At 70.8% G+C, this 17,996-nt stretch carries 18 protein-coding genes; 12 read left to right on the top strand and 6 right to left on the bottom strand.

Annotated features, from left to right (window positions below):
- The first annotated feature begins 1,277 nt into the window (after positions 1-1,277).
- From ACQEVJ_RS31795 to ACQEVJ_RS31785, 3 genes are all read left to right on the top strand, one after another.
- Entirely contained in the window at positions 1,278-2,570 is a 1,293-nt protein-coding gene (locus ACQEVJ_RS31795; RefSeq protein WP_433107448.1) for a helix-turn-helix domain-containing protein, read from the top strand.
- A 229-nt stretch (positions 2,571-2,799) separates the two neighbouring features.
- Positions 2,800-3,363, top strand: coding sequence for a copper resistance CopC family protein (locus ACQEVJ_RS31790; protein WP_433107446.1), 564 nt, complete (start codon positions 2,800-2,802; stop codon positions 3,361-3,363).
- Entirely contained in the window at positions 3,360-5,354 is a 1,995-nt protein-coding gene (locus ACQEVJ_RS31785; RefSeq protein ID WP_433107444.1) for a cytochrome c oxidase assembly protein, read from the top strand. Before ACQEVJ_RS31790 ends, ACQEVJ_RS31785 begins: the two co-directional genes overlap by 4 nt.
- A gap of 109 nt (positions 5,355-5,463) precedes the next feature.
- On the opposite strand, the gene map is transcribed toward ACQEVJ_RS31785, so the two are convergent.
- On the bottom strand, positions 5,464-6,312 hold the full coding sequence (gene map / locus ACQEVJ_RS31780) for a type I methionyl aminopeptidase (RefSeq protein ID WP_433107442.1): 849 nt from the start codon (positions 6,310-6,312) through the stop codon (positions 5,464-5,466).
- A gap of 43 nt (positions 6,313-6,355) precedes the next feature.
- Between map and ACQEVJ_RS31775 the strand changes: the two genes are divergently transcribed.
- Complete coding sequence (locus ACQEVJ_RS31775) at positions 6,356-6,532, top strand: hypothetical protein (RefSeq protein WP_433107440.1); 177 nt, start codon at positions 6,356-6,358, stop codon at positions 6,530-6,532.
- A gap of 64 nt (positions 6,533-6,596) precedes the next feature.
- Here ACQEVJ_RS31775 and ACQEVJ_RS31770 read toward each other — a convergent pair whose 3' ends face one another.
- Entirely contained in the window at positions 6,597-6,893 is a 297-nt protein-coding gene (locus tag ACQEVJ_RS31770; protein ID WP_433107438.1) for a CBU_0592 family membrane protein, read from the bottom strand.
- A 104-nt stretch (positions 6,894-6,997) separates the two neighbouring features.
- On the opposite strand from ACQEVJ_RS31770, the gene ACQEVJ_RS31765 reads away from it, so the two are divergent.
- A complete protein-coding gene (locus ACQEVJ_RS31765) occupies positions 6,998-7,957 on the top strand; it encodes a LysR family transcriptional regulator (protein WP_433107436.1) in 960 nt (319 codons plus the stop codon).
- Positions 7,958-7,980: 23 nt separating this feature from the next.
- Here ACQEVJ_RS31765 and ACQEVJ_RS31760 read toward each other — a convergent pair whose 3' ends face one another.
- Entirely contained in the window at positions 7,981-8,559 is a 579-nt protein-coding gene (locus tag ACQEVJ_RS31760; RefSeq protein ID WP_433107434.1) for a hypothetical protein, read from the bottom strand.
- 130 nt (positions 8,560-8,689) lie between these two features.
- Between ACQEVJ_RS31760 and ACQEVJ_RS31755 the strand changes: the two genes are divergently transcribed.
- Positions 8,690-9,838, top strand: a complete 1,149-nt coding sequence (locus ACQEVJ_RS31755; RefSeq protein ID WP_433107432.1) for a lipase family protein — start codon at positions 8,690-8,692, stop codon at positions 9,836-9,838.
- Positions 9,839-9,918: 80 nt separating this feature from the next.
- Here ACQEVJ_RS31755 and ACQEVJ_RS31750 read toward each other — a convergent pair whose 3' ends face one another.
- Positions 9,919-10,593 carry a response regulator gene (locus ACQEVJ_RS31750; RefSeq protein WP_433107430.1) on the bottom strand — a complete coding sequence of 225 codons (675 nt, stop codon included), beginning with the start codon at positions 10,591-10,593 and terminating at the stop codon, positions 9,919-9,921.
- Positions 10,590-11,444 (bottom strand): sensor histidine kinase, encoded by an 855-nt coding sequence (locus tag ACQEVJ_RS31745; protein ID WP_433107428.1) that lies wholly within the window; start codon positions 11,442-11,444, stop codon positions 10,590-10,592. The genes ACQEVJ_RS31750 and ACQEVJ_RS31745 overlap by 4 nt, the downstream gene beginning before the upstream one ends.
- A gap of 132 nt (positions 11,445-11,576) precedes the next feature.
- Between ACQEVJ_RS31745 and ACQEVJ_RS31740 the strand changes: the two genes are divergently transcribed.
- The 5 genes from ACQEVJ_RS31740 to ACQEVJ_RS31720 all read left to right on the top strand — a co-directional run bounded on the left by ACQEVJ_RS31740 (position 11,577) and on the right by ACQEVJ_RS31720 (position 15,952).
- Positions 11,577-12,281, top strand: a complete 705-nt coding sequence (locus ACQEVJ_RS31740) for an ABC transporter ATP-binding protein (RefSeq protein ID WP_433107426.1) — start codon at positions 11,577-11,579, stop codon at positions 12,279-12,281.
- On the top strand, positions 12,278-13,042 hold the full coding sequence (locus tag ACQEVJ_RS31735; RefSeq protein ID WP_433107424.1) for an ABC transporter permease: 765 nt from the start codon (positions 12,278-12,280) through the stop codon (positions 13,040-13,042). The genes ACQEVJ_RS31740 and ACQEVJ_RS31735 overlap by 4 nt, the downstream gene beginning before the upstream one ends.
- Positions 13,039-13,806, top strand: a complete 768-nt coding sequence (locus ACQEVJ_RS31730; RefSeq protein ID WP_433107422.1) for an ABC transporter permease — start codon at positions 13,039-13,041, stop codon at positions 13,804-13,806. Before ACQEVJ_RS31735 ends, ACQEVJ_RS31730 begins: the two co-directional genes overlap by 4 nt.
- A 92-nt stretch (positions 13,807-13,898) precedes the next feature.
- Positions 13,899-14,570 (top strand): NADPH-dependent F420 reductase, encoded by a 672-nt coding sequence (gene npdG / locus ACQEVJ_RS31725; protein ID WP_433107420.1) that lies wholly within the window; start codon positions 13,899-13,901, stop codon positions 14,568-14,570.
- Positions 14,571-14,656: 86 nt separating this feature from the next.
- Complete coding sequence (locus ACQEVJ_RS31720) at positions 14,657-15,952, top strand: esterase-like activity of phytase family protein (protein ID WP_433107418.1); 1,296 nt, start codon at positions 14,657-14,659, stop codon at positions 15,950-15,952.
- Positions 15,953-15,992: 40 nt separating this feature from the next.
- Here the strand turns inward: ACQEVJ_RS31720 and ACQEVJ_RS31715 are convergent, their stop codons facing one another.
- The gene (locus tag ACQEVJ_RS31715; RefSeq protein WP_433107417.1) at positions 15,993-16,673 is read right to left on the bottom strand and encodes an alpha/beta hydrolase; all 681 of its coding nucleotides are present in this window, start codon (positions 16,671-16,673) and stop codon (positions 15,993-15,995) included.
- Between the two features lie 113 nt (positions 16,674-16,786).
- Here ACQEVJ_RS31715 and ACQEVJ_RS31710 point away from each other — a divergent pair, with 113 nt between their 5' ends.
- Positions 16,787-17,965, top strand: a complete 1,179-nt coding sequence (locus ACQEVJ_RS31710) for a trans-sulfuration enzyme family protein (RefSeq protein WP_433107415.1) — start codon at positions 16,787-16,789, stop codon at positions 17,963-17,965.
- The last annotated feature ends 31 nt before the right edge of the window (positions 17,966-17,996 follow it).

The following is a 17,996-nucleotide window of genomic DNA, read 5'->3' as shown; positions in this document are numbered from 1 at the left end:
ATCGCGATCGGGTGAAAAGGCGCTCCCGCGCCCGGTACACACGATGAGTCGCCACTGCGCTCGTCGCCACTGCACCTCGGCGGTTCCCCCAAAACTGCGGCTTCGCGATGTCGTCCCCGTGTTCGCCGGCCGTCGGGCACGCCGTCGGGCCCGTTCCGGCAGAGCATCAAATATGCCATCTCCCGTCTAGATATCGTCTAGACGCTTCCGATAATGCGCCGGTTCCAGTTGGCCCGGAAATTTCTACTCACCGGTAATCTCAATTGCCGCATCCTTTGACCTGCCCGGATGTCCCGAGGGGGTTACGGTCGCGGTTGCGGGGGAGACCCGGTGCCGCGGCCGGGAGCGATACCGGGCGAACGCCGCCCCGCCGGGGAATGTGCCGCCGGGCGGCGTGCCACCGCCCGCTCTGACCCCGCTGACCTGCCCTGATCCCGAATCGGCCGGTCGTTCGTCGTCCTCACCGGCCTCGGGGCGGGCGCCGCAGGCCGTACGAACGCGAGCCCGGGCGTAAAGCCTCCGCGCAAACGGGCCCGGGCACCCGTTGTATGACGGTGTGGTGCGCCCGCCGCTTTCGCGCCGGGGCGCGGACCGGCTGGCCTGCCGCCGTCGAAGATTGGGCGGGCGGTCGCCTCCGCTGTTCTCGTGAAGGCCGATGGCGGCGGACAAACCGGACCCGCGTTACGGCATCCCGCTCTGCGCGACCGGGTCATGTCGCCACGGGCGCCCGTGCCCGCTCGCGTGGCTTTCCCGTGGCATTCGCATATCGGCCCCCGGCTGTGCGTCAGCGGAATCCCGGGAAGCCTCTCGAATTGACGCCGGCCCGCATCGGCTATTTGAGATCGCGGCCGTTCGATATGCTTGCAAATGAGAAAGGCGTCAATTCCGGTTGCGGGATTCCGACTCCCGGGGCGGCTTCTTGTCGGAAATTGTGACCCGGACTGTGAGCGGCGCCTGTCAAGAACGCCGGCTCCGTTCCCCGCCGATCAGTCCTCGTCCGTCCGCCCGGATCGGGCGGACGGCCGCTCCCCGGCGGCGGGATCGTCCGCCGGGGGACGGCCCGTCCCGCTCTTAGCAGCGGCTACGCGGCTCAGCAGCAGTTGTTGTCGAAGGCGTATCGCTGCAGAGGAGACGGGGCTGCACTGTTGGCCGTAGCATTGCCACCAACGGTCACAAGGGCCAAAATCAGGGCGGTAAGTAGATACGAGGCTGGGCGGCGCACGGTGGATCTCCCATCAACTCGGACTGCCGGGCCTACAATATTTCAGGAGTTGCCAATGGCCGCGCAAGATCTGGTCGGACAGCGCATCAAGGCGATACGGCGGCAGCGCGGGCTCTCGCAAGCGCAGTTGGCGCATCCTGAACTTTCCGACAGTTACGTATCACTCATCGAGAGCGGCAAGAGGACGCCGACGCCGGCCGTTCTCGAACTGCTCGCCCAGAAGCTCGACTGCTCGCTCACCTACCTCGTCAACGGTGTGACGGCCGAGCAGATGGAGGACCTGGAGGTCGGCCTCAGCTTCGCGCGGATGGCGCTCGAGAACGGCGAGGTCGCCGAGGCCCGCCGCAGGTACGCCGAACTGCTCGCGGACAACAACCTGCTGGGTCTCACCTCGCTCCGGGTGGAGGCCCGCTACGGGTACGCCCTGGCCCTGGAGGCGTGCGGCGAGCTTGGCGAGGCGATCTCGGTTCTCAACGAGATCAACGGCTTCGAGGTGGAGGCGATGCCGCAGGAGCGCAAGATCGCCGTGGCGCTCGCGCTGTGCCGGTGCCACCGTGAGCGGGGCGACTTCTCCGCCGCCGTGCATGTGGGCGAGCAGACGCTCGCCACCTTCGCGCGCAGCGGCTGGAACGACGAGCTGGTCGAGCTCGGCGCCACCCTTCTGACGGCGTACATGGTGCGCGGCGACCTGCTGCGCGCGGGCCACTTCGCGAACGAACTGCTGGCCGCGGCCGAGACTCTCGGTACCGCGAGGGCGACGGTGGCGTCGTGCTGGAACGCGGCGCAGGTGCTGGAGAAGACCGGCCGGGGCGAGGAGGGCATGACGCTCCTCGAACGAGCGCTCGCCTATCAGTCCGAGAACGGCGAACCCCGCAACCTCGCGCGGCTGCGCCAGGCCTACGCCTCCATGATGCTCCGGGTGCGTCCCGAGGAGGCGGAGCGGGCACGGGAGCTGCTCCTGCGGGCCCAGCGGGAGCACGAGGCCTCCGCCACCAGCGCCTTCGACCGGGCGCGGACCGCCTGCGTCCTCGCCTGGGCGGAGATCGTCCTCGACCGCCCGGACGACGCCCTCGACCACCTCAAGGACGCGACGGCGCAGGTTCAGCACACCAAGAGCGGCCTGCTGCCCGCCGCCAACGTCCTGCTGAGCCAGGCGTACTTCCTGCTCCACCAGGACGGGGACGCGGCCGCGGCGCTCGACCTGGTCACCGGCTGGCTGGAGGATGCGCCGCGGACCCTGAAGGCCGCCGAGGACTGGACGAACGTGGCGGAGATGCGGCGGCGGATCGGCGATGACGAGCAGAGCGTCGCGGCGTACCAGCGCGCGCTCGCCTGCGCCGGGCTCTGACCGCGCCCACAGGCGCCGGGTTCACGGGTATCGCTCGGCCGGCCTCGCGTCCGTGGACCGCGAGGACGGGTCCGGGAACCGCGGGCGGATTCCGGCCCATGGGTGCCGCCGCACCCATGGGCCGAGTGGAAGCCGGCCGTGGCGTGATCAGGCGTGTCCTCGGGTTATCCCCAGTCCGTCGGGTGTGGGGTATGGACCGGCCTCCCGCCTCGGTAGCCTGGGAGGTGCCATGAAGAGACCCTTCCTCGCCGCCCTCGCCGCGCTCCTGGCGGCTCTCCTGCTGTGTGCCGCGCCGGCCCAGGCGCACACCTCGCTCAAGAGTAGCGACCCGCAGAAGAACGCCCAGGTCAAGGCCTTGCAAAAAGTCACGCTCGAGTTCGCGGACTCCGTTCAGTTCCCGGTCGTGGTCGTCCGCGGCGAGGACGGCAAGCGCTACGAGAAAGGCGCCCCGGTCGTCGACGGGCCCAAGGTCACCGAGGCGGTGACCGAGCCGGTTCCCCCGGGCCGCTACACGATCGCCTGGCGGGTGGTCTCTCCTGACGGGCACCCGCTCGAGGGGGAGATCCCGTTCACGGTGATCGGTGACCAGTCCCTGGGAACGGCGACCTCTGCGGCCGCTCCAGGCGATCCGTCCTCCGCGTCCGCACCGGCGGCCGCCGCGCCCGCGACGGCACCGGCGGCGCAGGCCGACGACGGCGGGCAGAGGGGCGTTCCCGGGTGGATCTGGGCGGTGATCTTCGGGATCGCCGGTGTCGGAATCGGGATGTTCCTGAGCCTGCGGAAGAAGCCGTGAACAGGGCGGTGCGCCTGACGGCCGCGGCGCTCTGCGCGGCCGTCGGCGCACTCGTCATCGCGATGGTCGCCGGCGGCGCCGCGACGCCGCGGATCATCCCCGGCCTGCCCGACGAGGGCACCCTGACCCGCTGGATGCTGCCGCTGTCGAAGCTCGTGATGGACGTCTCCGGCGTCCTGACCGTCGGACTGCTGGCCGCGGCCGCGGCGTTCCTGCCGAACGACAAGGGCCTGCTCGGCAAACAGGCGCAAAGTTACGTGAAGGGCGCGTCGTGGTCCGCGCTGGCCTGGGCGGTCGCCGCGGCGGTGGCGCTGGTCTTCAGCCTGTCGGAGACCCTCGGCGCGCCGGTGGGGGAGATCCTCGCCGGCAACGAGCTCACCAGCTACGCCAGCCAGGTGCCGCAGGGCATCGCGCTGACCCTGGTCGTGCTGTTCGCCGTCGCCATCGCGCTGTTCGCCCGGGGCGCGATCACGACGGGCGCCGCCGGAGGGCTGCTGGTCTTCGCGCTCGCGACGCTGCTGCCGCCCGCGCTCACCGGGCACTCCTCCTCCTCGCCCAACCACGGGCTGGCCACCACGTCGGTCGCCATGCACCTGCTCTTCCTGGCGCTGTGGGTGGGCGGCCTCGGGGTGGTCTGCGTCCACGCGCTGCGCGGGCAGCCACTCCTGGACGTCGCCGCGACGCGCTTCTCCCGCATGGCGCTGTGGTGCTTCGCCGGGGTCGGCGTCTCCGGGCTCGCCGCAGCCGCCTCGCGCCTCACCTCGATCGGCGAGCTGTTCACCTCGAACTACGGCCTGCTCCTGCTGGCAAAGATCGTCGCGTTCGCCGTGCTCGGGTTCATCGGCTGGCGTCACCGCGGCCGTACGCTGCCGAAGCTGTCGGCGGGGGAGCCGCACGCCTTCCTCCGCCTCGCCCTCGGCGAGGTCCTGCTGATGGGGGCGACGGTCGGCCTGGCCGTGGCGCTGTCCCGGACCGCCCCGCCGCCCGTCGACACGCCGGTCGACCGGGCCTTCGAGCTGCTCGGCTACCTGATCCCGCCGCCGCTGACGCTCGCGAACCTGGTGACGCTGTGGTGGTTCGACCTGTTCTTCGCCGTGCTCGCCGTCGTCATGGCCGGTCTGTACGGCGCGGGCGTCGTGCGGCTGATCCGCCGGGGCGACCGGTGGCCCTGGGGCCGCACGGTCAGCTGGTATCTCGGCGTCGTCATCCTCGTCCTCAGCACGCAGAGCGGAGTGGCGCGTTACTCGCCCGTGCTGTTCAGCGTGCACATGACCGAGCACATGATCCTGTCGATGCTGGTCCCGATCTTCCTGGTGCTCGGCGCGCCGGTGACGCTGGCGCTGCGCGCGCTCAAGCCCGCCGCCCGCCGGGGCGACCGGGGACCACGCGAGTGGCTCACGGTGATCCTGCACAGCAGGGTCCTGAAGTTCGTCAGCCACCCCGCCATCGCGACCGCGATCTTCGTGGTGTCGACGTTCGCCCTGTACTTCACCCCGCTGTTCGCCGCGGCGATGGAGGAGCACCTCGGTCACATCGCGATGACCGTGCACTTCCTGCTGAGCGGTTCGCTGTTCTTCTGGGTGATCATCGGGGTGGACCCCGCACCGCACAAGCTGCCCCACGTCGGGCGGCTGCTGCTGCTCATGGTGACCATGCCGTTCCACGCGTTCTTCGGGATCGCCCTGATGAGCATGGGCACCGTGCTCGCGTCCGGCTACTACGACCAGCTCGGGCGCACCTGGGGGGCTTCCTCGCTGGTCGACCAGCAGGCCGGCGGCGGAATCGCCTGGGCCTTCGGTGAGATCCCCACGCTGATCGTGCTGCTCGCGCTCGGCTTCCAGTGGTGGCGCGACGACGAGCGCGTCGCGCGCCGGGCCGACCGCCGCGCCGACGCCGCAGCGGCCAAATCCGGCGGCACCGGGAACGCGGAGCTGGACGCCTACAACGACTACCTGGCGAAGTTGAACAGGCGGGACAGGGCCGCCGAATAGGCCGTCCGCGCCGGCGGGCTCCGCCGCCCGCGATCGTCGTCTCCCGCCGAAACCACGCGGCGCCTTGCCGGAACACCGGCGAGGCGCCGCGGCACCGCCTCCGAAGCCCCTACGGCAGGGTGAGGATCTCGGAACCCGTCTCGGTCACCACGATCGTGTGCTCGAACTGCGCGGTCCGCTTGCGATCCTTGGTCACCGCGGTCCACTTGTCGGGCCAGATCTCGTAGTCGATCGTGCCGAGCGTGAGCATGGGCTCGATCGTGAACGTCATCCCCGGAACCAGCGTCACCGACAGCGAGGGGTCGTCGTAGTGGGGGACGATGAGCCCGGAGTGGAACGAGGCCCCGATGCCGTGCCCGGTGAAGTCGCGGACGACGCCGTAGCCGAAGCGCTTGGCGTACGCCTCGATCACCCGGCCGACGATGTTGAGCTGGCGGCCCGGCGTGACCGCCTTGATCGCCCGCATCGTCGCCTCGTGGGTCCGCTCGACCAGCAGGCGGGACTCCTCGTCGACCTCCCCGGCCAGGAAGGTCGCGTCGGTGTCGCCGTGCACGCCGCCGATGTAGGCGGTGATGTCCACGTTGACGATGTCACCGTCGCGCAGCAGGGTGTCGTCCGGGATGCCGTGGCAGATCACTTCGTTGATCGAGGTGCACAGCGACTTCGGGTAGCCGCGGTAGCCGAGCGTCGAGGGGTAGGCGCCGTGGTCGCAGAGGAACTCGTGCCCGATGCGGTCGAGTTCGTCGGTCGTCACGCCGGGGGCGACGTGCTTGCCGACCTCCTCGAGCGCCTGCGCGGCGATCCGGCCCGCGATCCGCATCTTCTCGATGGTCTCGGGGGTCTGGATGTCGCTGTCGCCCTTCTTGGGCCCGGCCTTCCCCACGTACTCGGGCCGGGGGATGTGGGCGGGAACCTTGCGGGTGGGCGAGATTCGCCCGGGGCGGAGCAGCGTGGTCATGCGGCCAAGTCTAGTTGCGCGTCAAGGGGGCACGATTAAGGACGTGAGCGATCAATGGTGGTTCTGCCTGAAGCACATGAGCGTCGAGCCCGAGAAGGGCTGCCCGAACAAGGACCGGCTCGGTCCCTACGACTCCCGCGACGCCGCCGCCCACGCCCTGCAGACGGCGGCCGAGCGCAACAAGAACTGGACCGAGCAGGACAAGGAATGGGACGACTGATCTCCTGACCCTCTCCCCGCGCCCGGTCCTCCGGCGTCTGTCCCCTGGCCCGGTTCTGCCTGTCTCACCTTCCCGGGGCCGGGGCCGGGGCGGGCTCGGCCGCGTGCCGCCGGGCCGTCGCGCGGCGGGCGACGAGCCTGCCGAGGGTCCACACGCCGATGCCGCTCCACACGAGGTTGAGGATCGCCGAGGGCCAGGCCGAGTGGTACGCACTGTTGATCATCAAGGTGGCCGCCCCGCCGAAGTTGAGCAGCTGGTAGGGCAGCCCGTCTCCGGACATCCTGCCGGACGACACCATCGCGTACGCGAGCAGGAGGACGACGGCTCCCGCGGTGCCGATGATCGTGATGAAGGTGGACATCAGGACGGCTCGCCGTCCACGGAAATGGTCATGGACCGATGATCGTGCCCATGGAGAGTGAAGAGCAAGTGAAGGATTCTTAATCCGAACCTAAGATCTACTGCATGGATATCGACCCGCGGCGGCTGCGGATCCTCCACGAGGTGTCCCGCAGAGGCGGCGTCATGAAGGCCGCGCAGGCGCTGCACCTCACGCCCTCGGCCGTCTCCCAGCAACTCGCCCAGCTCGAACGGGAGGTCGGCCTCGCGCTGTTCGACCGATCGCAGCGCAGGGTCACGCTGACCCCCGCCGGCCGGGTGCTGGCGGCGTACGCCGAGCGCATCGAGGAGCAGCTCGCCGAGGCGAGGCACGAGCTCAACCGCTTCGCCGAGCGGCTGTCCGGGCCGGTCACGATCGCCGCGTTCCCCACCGTGATCCGGCATCTGCTCGTCCCCGCCCTGCGCGAGCTTGCCGAACGGCACCCGCGGATCACGCCCGTGATCCACGAGCTGTTCGGGCCGGGCGCGGTTCAGGAGTTGCGCCTCGGCGGCGTGGACCTGGTCGTGACGGAACGGGACATGAGCCAGCCGGCCGCGTCGCTGTCGTCGATGTCCCGGCACCGCCTGTACGACGACGAGTATCGGATCGTCGCCCCGCCGTCGTGGGACGAGGTGCCCGCCACCGTCGCCGACCTCGTGGATCTGCCGTGGGTGGCCGGGGTGCCGGACCAGGCGTGCGGGCAGGCGCTCGAACGGCTCGCCCAGCTCCACGGGTTCACCCCGCGTCGCGTGCACCTGATCGCGGAGTTCCCGCCCGTGCTCGGGCTGGTGTCGGCGGGGCACGGGGTGGCGATCGTGCCGTCGCTGGCGCTGCTCGACGTGCCGCCTGGCGAGGTCGTCGTCACCGGCATCCGCGGCGTGGGCAGCCGCAGGATCGAGGCGCTGACCAGGGTGAGCCGTACGACGTCGGGAGAGCCCGACCCGATGCAGGCCGTGGTGATCGAGGTGCTGCGCGAGGCGGCCGAGACGGTGGACCGGCGGGTGCGCGAACTCAGCCGCGCCCCGCTCGGCTCGCCCACGTCCTGACGCACCCCCGGCCGCCGGACACCTCAGTCGCTCACATGGGGGCCGGTGATCCGGTCGGCCAGGCGGGCGAGGCGTTCCCGCAGGCCGAGCCGCCGCACCTCCCCGGCCGCGCTGCTCACCAGGTGCTGCGCCGCGTCGAAGCTCAGGACGGCCCCCTCGGACGGCACGGCGATCGCGTCGTGGGCCAGGGACTCCAGCTCGGGGTCGCCGCCGTCGATGGCGAGGATCGTGGCACCGGTGCGGCGGGCGTCGTCCACGCGCTCCAGCAGGGGCACGGGCGCCCGTTGCTCGGCGACCACGAAGAGCGTCTCGCCCCTGCCGGCGCTCCGCAGGCGCTCCATCCCGACCCGCAGGTGGGCGGGCGCGCCCGGCGGCGGCGCCCAGCGGACGAGCGTGGGGGAGAGCTGGGCGAGCCCCGACAACCGGGCCTCGTCGGAGAGATGGGCGGTGACGTGCCACGGTTCGTCCTCGGGGGTGCCGACGACGAGGAGCCCCCCGGGCGACCGGGTGGCCCGCAGGGCCAGGCCGAGCTCCCGGGTCCGTTCGAGCCATCCGCTGGAGGCGAGCACCTCGCGCAGCAGGTTCACCGATGCGGCGTCCATGAACGTCATGGTGCCTGACACGAGCGCGTGAAGTCCCCCAATTGGGTCCTTGACACACCGTTACCGTCGGGTAACGATCAGCTCGCGGCGCCGATTGTGGAACGTGATCCGACAGCCGGAAGGCGGCTTTATGAAGCTTCGCGTTCGTGCCACCCTGTCCATGATCGGGGCCCTTCTCCTGCTGCCCGCGCTGGGCGGCACCGCACGCGCCACCTCCGCCGGGGACGTCGTCGAGGCCGGCCGTACGACGGTCTACCTCGCGCCCGGCAAGCTGCTGGAGGTTCCGGTGAAGGCCTGGCACCTCCGCTACCGGTCCACCTCCGCCACCGGAGCGCCGAACGTCGTCTCGGGCACCCTGCTCGTCCCCGACTCCCCGTATCTCCTCGGCAAGCGGCCCATCGCCGGCTACGCCGTCGGCACGCACGGCATGGGCGACCAGTGCGCCCCGTCGGCCGCCATGGCCAACGGCACCGAGGCCGAACTCGCCATCATGAGCCTGATGCTGCTCAAGGGCTGGGCCGTCGCGGTGACCGACTACGAGGGTCTCGGCACGCCGGGCGACCACACGTACATGGCGGGCCTGTCGCAGGGGCACGCCGTGCTCGACTCGATCAGGGCGGCGACGCGGGTGCCGGACGCGAACCTGTCCGGCAGCGCTCCCGTCGTGGTCATGGGCTACTCGCAGGGCGGGTCCTCGGCGGCCTGGGCCGCCCAGCTCCAGCCGTCGTACGCGCCCGAGTTGCGGCTCAAGGGCGTCGCGGCGGGCGGGGTGCCGGCCGACCTGCGGGCCGTGGCCGAGCACCTGGACGGCACCGGCGACTTCGGGCTCGCCGCGGCGGCCGGCATCGGGCTCGACGCCGCCTATCCCGAGCTGCACCTGGACAGCTACCTGACCCCCGAGGGCGCGGCGCTGTTCGGCGACGCCCGCGACGACTGCGTGAGCGACCTGCGGACCAAACTCGGCGGGCGGCGGCTGGCGGAGTTCACCACCGCCGACGTGCTGAACCTGCCGGACTGGCGGGCTCGTCTCGCCGAGAACCGCCTCGGCGCGTCCGCGCCGCGGGTGCCGCTGTTCCTCTACCATGCCAAGGGCGACGAGATCATCCCGTACGAGGTGGGCAAGACCCTGCGGAAGGAGTACTGCGCGCGGGGCGTGAACGTCCTGTGGACCAGCCTGCCGGCCGGCAGCCACGTGCTCGGCGCGGTCGAGGGCGCCCCGCTGGCGGTGGCCTGGCTGGCCACCCGCGTCGCCGGCCTCCCCGCCATCCCCAACTGCTGAGCCTCTGGAGAACACCGCCGGCGGTCTCTGCGGACGCGGAACCGCCGGGCGGTGGCCATGAAACTGATCGCCCGCGCGCTTCAGCGAGTCGAGCGGACGAGGTTGCCCTCGTAGGCCGCGATGACGAGGTGCGCGCGATCTCGTGCCTGGAGTTTGCTCAGCAGGTTGCCGATGTGTGTCTTGACGGTCTTGATCGAGATCGTGAGTCTCGCCGCGATTTCATCGTTGGAGAGCCCGCGACCGACCAAGGTGAGGACCTCGGTCTCCCGCTCGGTGAGACCGTCCAGGCTCGCCGGCTTCGCGCCTGAGGGCTGGGCGATGTAGGCCTCGATAAGTCGGGTGAGGACTTTCGGGGCGAACAGCGATTCGCCTTGGTGAGTCCGGCGGATCGCGTCAAGCAGCTTCTCGGGGTGGGAATCCTTGAGGAGGAAGCCGCTGGCGCCGGCCTGGAGGGCGGCGCGGACATACTCGTCCAGTTCGAACATCGTGAGAACGATGACCTTCACGGACCCGATGCCTGCGTGGGCCATGATGTGACGGGTGGCCGCGATCCCATCGGTACCCGGCATCCGAATGTCCATGAGCACGACGTCAGGACGCAGCTCGGCGCTGAGCCTGACGACCTCATCGCCCGTGCCCGCCTCGCCGGCCACCGTCATGTCGGGATTGGCGTTGATGACGGCGGCGAGGCTGTGGCGCAGCAAGGGCTGATCGTCGGCGATGACGACGCGGATCGGGGTTTCGCGGTCGTTCATGACATACGAGCCTCGGGAATACGGGCGGTGACGCGAAACCCGTTCTCGGCGTGCTCGGCATGCAAGGTTCCGCCGATCGCGGTGACGCGTTCCCTGAGCCCCTCGATTCCGTGCCCGGCTCCCGGGTGAGGGGTCCATCCGTCCACGGGGCCTTCGTCCCAGACACTCGTGACGATCCACTCGCCATCGCGACGGACGTACACGTTCGCGCTGGTCGGCCCGGCGTGCCGAGCGGTGTTCGTGAGGGCTTCACGCACGACGGAGCAGACCGCGAGTTGCGCCCCGGAGCTGATGTCATCGATCTCGCCGAGCTTGAATGTGACGGTCGGGCCTGCCCTCTCGGCATCCTCGATGATGGCCGGCAGGTCATGGAGAGACTCTGCGGGCCGCAGCGGCGCGGCCATGTCAGTCGAGTCGCGCAGCACGTTGAGCATCCGGCGTAGCTCCGTCGTGGTCTGCCGTCCGATGCGCTCTATATCCGACAGCGCCGCGGAGGTCTCATCCCCTGCGCCGGGATAGCGTGCCGCGCTTGCCCGAACAGTGATCAGGCCGAGGCCGTGGGAGACGATGTCGTGCAGCTCGCGCGCGATCCGGAGGCGTTCGGCCTGTGCCGCGCGCTCGGCGGCCCACGCTGTGAGCCGCGCTTCATACGCGATCCGCTGCCGGCGCGCGCTGAACAGCGCCCATACGGTGACCGCCAACGCCAGCGCGGCGATGACGACGGGGAGGACGGCCGCAGCGAGACCTCCGCGGCCGACCGCGAGAAGAGCGAGCAACAGCACGACGTGAATGGCGATGGCCAGTGGCCAGACTCGCCGCCCCCGTCTCGGAAGTGCTTGGTCGACCCCCATGCTCCAAATCTAAGGACTCGCCACTGGACGGCACATCGGACCAGGGTCCGAGAGATCTGGGTCTGAGCCGCGAAACCGAGTCCGGTCTTCGGTCCGATGACCGGAGGTGATGCTCCGCGTTCACATGTGAACATGATTACGATCGACAACCTCGTCAAGCGGCGCGGCTCCAGAGAAATCCTGACCGGCATCAGCTTCCAGGCCCGCCCTGGAAGGGTGACCGGGTTCCTCGGCCCGAACGGGGCGGGCAAAAGCTCCACGTTGCGCATTCTGCTGGGCCTGGATCGGGCGACCTCCGGCACGGCGCTCATCGGTTCCGTCCCGTTCGTGAAGCTTCGTGACCCACTCTCCATGGTCGGGGCCGTACTGGACGGCTCCGGCGCGCATCGCGCGCGGACGGGCCGGGCGCACCTGCGGTGGGTGGCTCGCGCCGCGGGATTGCCGCGTGCGCGCGTCGGCGAGGTGCTCGAAATCGTGGGTCTGACGAGCGCCGCATCGAAGCGGGTCGGCAGTTACTCCCTGGGCATGGGGCGCCGACTCGGGCTGGCGACGGCGCTGCTCGGCGACCCGGAGATTCTGATCCTGGACGAGCCGGTGAACGGGTTGGACCCGGACGGCATCCGGTGGATCAGGACCTTCCTTCGCGAACGCGCCGCGTCCGGCCGGACCGTGCTGCTGTCCAGCCACCTGATGGGGGAGCTCACGGAAACAGTGGATGACGTCGTGGTCATGAACGAGGGCAAGGTCGTGGCGAATGGCACCCTCGACGAGGTCACCGGCTCATACCGCACCCTTGAGGACGCGTTCTTCGCCCTCACCACGGGTGGTGCGCCATGAGGGCGCTCGCGGCAGAGGCCTCGAAGCTCGCCTCATTGCCAACCGCCTGGATCGCGACCGCGGCCGGGGTGCTCGTGCCGAGCGTGATCGCCGGAATCACCGCTTCGTCGACCCTCGGTGCGATCGATCGCGGCGCCGCGACGACGGCCGGGGTCGACACCGGCTATCAGGAGCTGGCTTTCGGCGTGGTCGGAGCGATCATCCTCGGCGTCGTCGCCATCAGCGGCGAGTACTTCACCGAGAGCGCGGAATCCGGAGGCGGGCGTCAGATCAGCACCAGCCTGACCGCCGTCCCCTCCCGCCTCCGATTCCTGCTCGCGAAAATATTCGCGATCGCAGTCACCAGCGGGTTGCTCGCGATCGTCGCGGCAGGGACCACCATGGGCGTCATCCGGGTGGTGCTCGGCGAGCACGCGCCGGCATTGGGAGCGGACGACGTTCCGCGGCTGATCGGTGTGGTCTGCTACTGGGTGTACACCGCGCTCCTCGCCTTCGGAATCACCGTGCTCACCCGTCACGGGGTCGTTCCGCTCGCGGTGCTCATCGCGAACACCTCGGTCGTCTCCGTCACCTACCTGCTGACGAAGATCACGCCGCTGGCGAACTACCTGCCCGACATGGCGGGGGTCCGCATGTTCATCCGGAAGCTCGCCGGCAACACCGCCGAGATCAGCCCGCTCGCCGGAGGCCTGGTGATGACCGTCTGGGTGACGGCGCTGCTCGTGATCGCCGCGATCTCGTTCACGCGGAGGGACGCGTGACTGTTCCCCCGACGGCTCGCACCCGTGACCGGGAAGCAGCCCAGGCGCTCGCGGCGGAGCTGTCGAAGCTCGTGTCCCTTCCGGCGACCTGGCTCACGCTCGGAGGCACTCTGGTGGTGAATCTGGTCCTCGCGATCGCGTTCACGATCGCCGGTCTCGGGGGTTCGACCGGAACCAGGAGCGCTCCTGACATCGGACTGGCTTCGATCGGCTACGCGCAGGCGGGCTTCGTCATCCTCGGCGTCCTGGCCGTCTGCTCCGAGTACACCGGCGGGCAGATCCGCACCACGCTGACCGCGATGCCTCGCCGCGCCCTCCAGTTCACCGCCAAGCACCTCGCGTTGGCGATCGTCGTGCTTCCCGCAGCGGCGATCACGGCCGCGTCCGGGGTCGTGCTCGCGGCCGGTGTGCTCGGCGACACGGCTGCGCCCGCGACCTCGGGCCGTGTGGCGGGGGCGCTGGGCGGTGCGACCGCGTATCTCGCGCTCACGACGCTGATCAGCGCGGCCGTCGGCGCCCTCCTGCGTCGGACGCTCGCGGCGGTCGTCGTCCTGCTGGGGTATTTCTTCATCGTCGGACCGCTCCTGCGTGACCACACTCCTGCTGCGAGATACCTCCCGGACAGTGCCGGATTCGCCATGTGGTTCCCGCCGGCCGACGACGCGAGCGCCGTGACACCGGTGCACGGTGCGCTGCTCCTCATGGCCTGGACTGTCGTCTTGATCGCCCTTGTCGTGCTCGGATACCGCCTCTGGGACATGTGAAGCACGGTCCTCTGTGAAGCACGGTCCTCACACATCGCGGCGGGGATGCCCCGGAGAGGTCGCGGAGGCGGCCTGCTGGCATGATCTGACCCATGGTTGAGCACACCACCGTAGATCTGCCCGACGTCTCCGCGCTGACCGTCGGCATCCTGGGCGGGACCGGGGACCAGGGCAAGGGACTGGCCCGCCGGTTCTCGCTGGCCGGGCACACCGTGCTGATCGGCTCGCGCAGCGCGGAGCGCGCCCAGGAGGCGGCGCGCGAGATCGGCGTACGAGGGGCCGCGAACGCCGAGGTGGCGGCCGAGGCGGACGTCGTGATCGTCGCGGTGCCCTGGGAGGGGCACAAGGCACTGCTGGAGTCCCTGCGCGAACCGCTCGCCGGGAAGATCGTGGTGGACTGCGTCAACCCGCTCGGCTTCGACAAGCAGGGGGCGTACGCGCTGCCGGTGGAGGAGGGCAGCGCGGCGCAGCAGGCGGCGGCGGTGCTGACCGGCAGCCGGGTGGTCGCGGCCTTCCACCACGTGTCGGCGGTGCTGCTACTCGACCCCTCGGTGGCGGAGATCGACCTCGACGTGCTCGTGCTCGGCGACGACCGCGAGGCCACCGACGTCGTGCGCGCGCTCGCCGGTCGCATCCCCGGCGCGCGCGGCGTCTACGCGGGCCGGCTGCGCAATGCCCACCAGGTCGAGGCGCTCACGGCGAACCTGATCTCGATCAACCGCCGCTACAAGGCCCACGCCGGCATCCGGGTCACCGACGTGTAGCCATCCGCGCTTCATCTGATCTTCACGTCGGAGACGTGGTCGTTCACTACCTTCGGGCGCTGTTGTCGCTGTCTGAAAGGTCTCCAGTGCTCCGTCACGTCTCCGCCGGTCTGGCCATCGCCGCCGCGCTCACCCTCACCACCACCGGCACGGCCGCCGCCGGCCCGGCCAAGGGCCCCGTCGTCGTCGCCGACGTCACGCTCCCCGCCCCCGCGCTGAAGCAGGTGCAGCCGTCCATCGCCGACGACCACGGCGTGCGGCTCGGCGGCGTCGGCAGCGGCCTGTTCCCGGCCGACCGGGCCGGGGAGTTCTGGCTCGTCACCGACCGCGGCCCGAACGGCCAGCCGACCGTGGACGGGGAGAAGCGCCGGACCTTCCCGGTGCCGGAATTCACTCCGGCGATCGTCCGGGTCGCCCTGGCGCACGGCGCCGCCAAGATCAAGCAGTACCTCCCGATCGTCGGCGCCTCCGGCAAGCCCGTGACCGGCCTGTCGAACCAGGCGGGGCACGACGAGACGCCCTACACCTGGGACGGCCGCACGGTGCTGCTGTACAACCCGAGCGGGCTGGACGTCGAAGACATCGTGCGCACCCGCGACGGCGACTTCTGGCTGGTCGACGAGTACAGCCCGTCGCTGCTGCGGGTGTCGCGGAACGGCCGGGTGCTGGAGCGGCACGTCCCCGCGGGGCTCGGGCTGACCGGGGCGGACTACCCGGTGAAGGAGACGCTGCCCGCGATCCTGGCGAGCCGCCAGCAGAACCGCGGCTTCGAGGGCCTCGCGATCTCGTCCGACCAGCGCACGCTGTACCTGGCCGTGCAGAGCCCGCTGGCCAACCCCGACAAGAAGGCCGCCAAGAAGTCGCGGGTCGGGCGCATCCTCACCTTCGACCTGCGCAGCCGGAAGGCGACCGGGGAGTATCCGTACCAGTTCGAGGACGTCACGACCTTCGACCCGAAGGTGAACGGCGACCAGAGCGAGATGAAGATCTCCGGCCTCGCGTACGCCGGCCGGAACCGCCTGCTCGTGGACGAGCGCACCGACAACGTCGCACGCGTGTACTCCATCGACCTGACGAAGGCGACGAACCTGCTCGGCGGGCCGTACGACGACCCGAAGACCAGCCCGTCCCTGGAGGAGCTGACCGGCGCGTCCGGCCTCAGGCTGCCCGCCAAGTCGCTCGTGCTGGAGCCGAACGCGCTGGTGCCGTCGCTGCCCGGCAAGGTCGAGGGGCTGGCCGTGCTCGACCAGCGCACGATCGCGCTGGCCAACGACAACGACTTCGGCCTCGGCGACTTCGGCCCCGACGGCAGGCTGATGGACAGCGGCGTGCCGAGCCGCCTCGTCGTCGTCAGGCTCGCTCGCCCACTCACCGCTTACTGAGTGAGTGCGCCCGCTGAGGGCGCACACCCATGAGGCGCGGCTACGTGGCGGTGGCGAGCAGCCAGTCGGCCACCGCCTCCGGCGCGACGAGCTGGTGCAGGTGCTCGCCGGGGATGCGGGCGACCGGCCAGCCGCGCTCCCCGGCCTCGTCGGCGAGGGCGGCGTACCCGTCCGCGAACCACAGGTAGCCGCTCCTGATGTGGTCCCAGCGGTCGGGCACGGGGATCTCCTCCAGGTAGTACGCGAGGGGCAGCCGCGCCTGCTCGGCCACGACCACCTGGCGGGCCACCGGGTCGGGGAGGAGGGCGGCGACGTCCTCCTCGGGCCACCAGTCGGTCCAGCGGGGCAGGACGCCCGCGTCGTCGGCGAGGGAGCGCAGGAAGCCGAGGTGCTCCGGCTCCGCCGCCTGGCACACGCCCCTGCGCGGCGGCAGGGCGGCGTCGACGAACAGGCACGCGGCGACCTGCCCGGCGAGGGCCTGCGCGATCAGCGGCACGAACAGCCCGGCGTTGCTGTGCGCCACGACGGCCAGCGGCCCGCGCGGCGCGCTCGCCGCCACCTCGCTCACCACCCGTGGCCAGTACGGCGGAGGGCCCGCCGTCACGTAGGTCAGCCGCGGCACCACGGCGGTGTGCCCGCGCGCCCGCAGGACTTCGGCGACGGGGGTCCAGGTCGAGGGGCCGACGGAGGGACTGTGTACCAGGAGGAAGCTGAGATCCACCCTCTCATCCTCACCTCGGGCGGCGGCGCCGGGAGCCTTCTCCGCTCGCCGCGTAACCGGTCGGCGGTGGGCCGATCTGACAAGAACGGCCTTTCTGGGTAATTGTGGACGGCATGAGCTCCCTGCATCCGGAAACGCGCGTCGTCCACCTGCCCCGCCCCGTGCCGGAGGCCAGTGTGCCGATCTCCATGCCGATCTACCAGACCTCGGGGTTCGTCTTCGACGACCCGGCCGTCTTCGCCGACGGCATGGGGCGGCCCGACGGGGCGTACGTCTACGGCCGGCTCTCCAACCCCACCGTGCGCGCGCTGGAGGAGGCGGTCGCCGGTCTGGAGGGCGGCGTGGCGGCCGTGGCCACCGGCTCCGGCATGGGCGCGATCAACGCCGTGCTGCTCGGCCTGCTGAAGTCGGGCGACCACGTGATCGCCCAGTCGGCGCTGTACGGCGCCACCGCGCAGACACTGGCCGACCTGGCGGAGCGCTTCGGCGTCGAGGTCACTCGCGTGCCGCAGGACGACCCCGCCGCCGTACGCGCCGCGGTGCGGCCCACGACGAGGCTGCTGTATCTGGAGACCATCGCCAACCCGATGACGCAGGTGGCCGACCTGCCGGGGATGTGCGCGGCGGCGCGGGAGGCCGGGATCCTCACCGTGGTGGACAACACCTTCGCCTCGCCGATCCTGTGCCGCCCCATCGAGCACGGCGCGGACATCGTGGTGCACTCCGTCACCAAGTACCTGTCCGGGCACACCGACGTCGTCGGCGGGATCGCCGTGTTCGCCTCGGAGGAGGTGTACCGCACGGTGTGGTCGTACGCGGTGGAGCTCGGCGCCACAGCCGACCCGTTCGCCGCGTGGCTGACCCTGCGGGGGATGCAGACGCTGCCGCTGCGGATGGAGCGCCACTGCGCCAACGCCCGCGTGCTCGCGACGCGGCTCGCCGGGCATCCGGCCGTGGCCGCGGTCCACTGGCCGGGTCTTCCCTCCCACCCGTCGCACGAACTCGCCACGAAGCTCCTGCCCGACTTCGGCGGCGTGTTCTCCTTCGACCTCGCCGGAGGGCGTTCCGCCGGGGAGGCGTTCATGCGCAACGTGCGGCTCGCGCTGCTCGCGCCCTCGCTCGGCGGCGTGGAGACCCTGATCCTCCACCCGGCCACCACGTCGCACCGCACGGTGAGCGCCGAGGGACTGGCCGCGGCGGGCATCGGCGAGGGGACGGTCCGGGTGGCGGTGGGCATCGAGCACGCCGAGGACCTGTGGGCCGACTTCGCCCAGGCGCTCGACGCGATCTGAGGCGCCTCCCGGGGACGACCCCGCCGCCGGG

The sequence above is a fragment of the Microbispora sp. CA-102843 genome (genome assembly GCF_050936215.1).
In the GTDB taxonomy this organism is placed as follows: Bacteria; Actinomycetota; Actinomycetes; order Streptosporangiales; family Streptosporangiaceae; genus Microbispora.
This window is presented reverse-complemented; position numbering and strand designations above follow the sequence as displayed.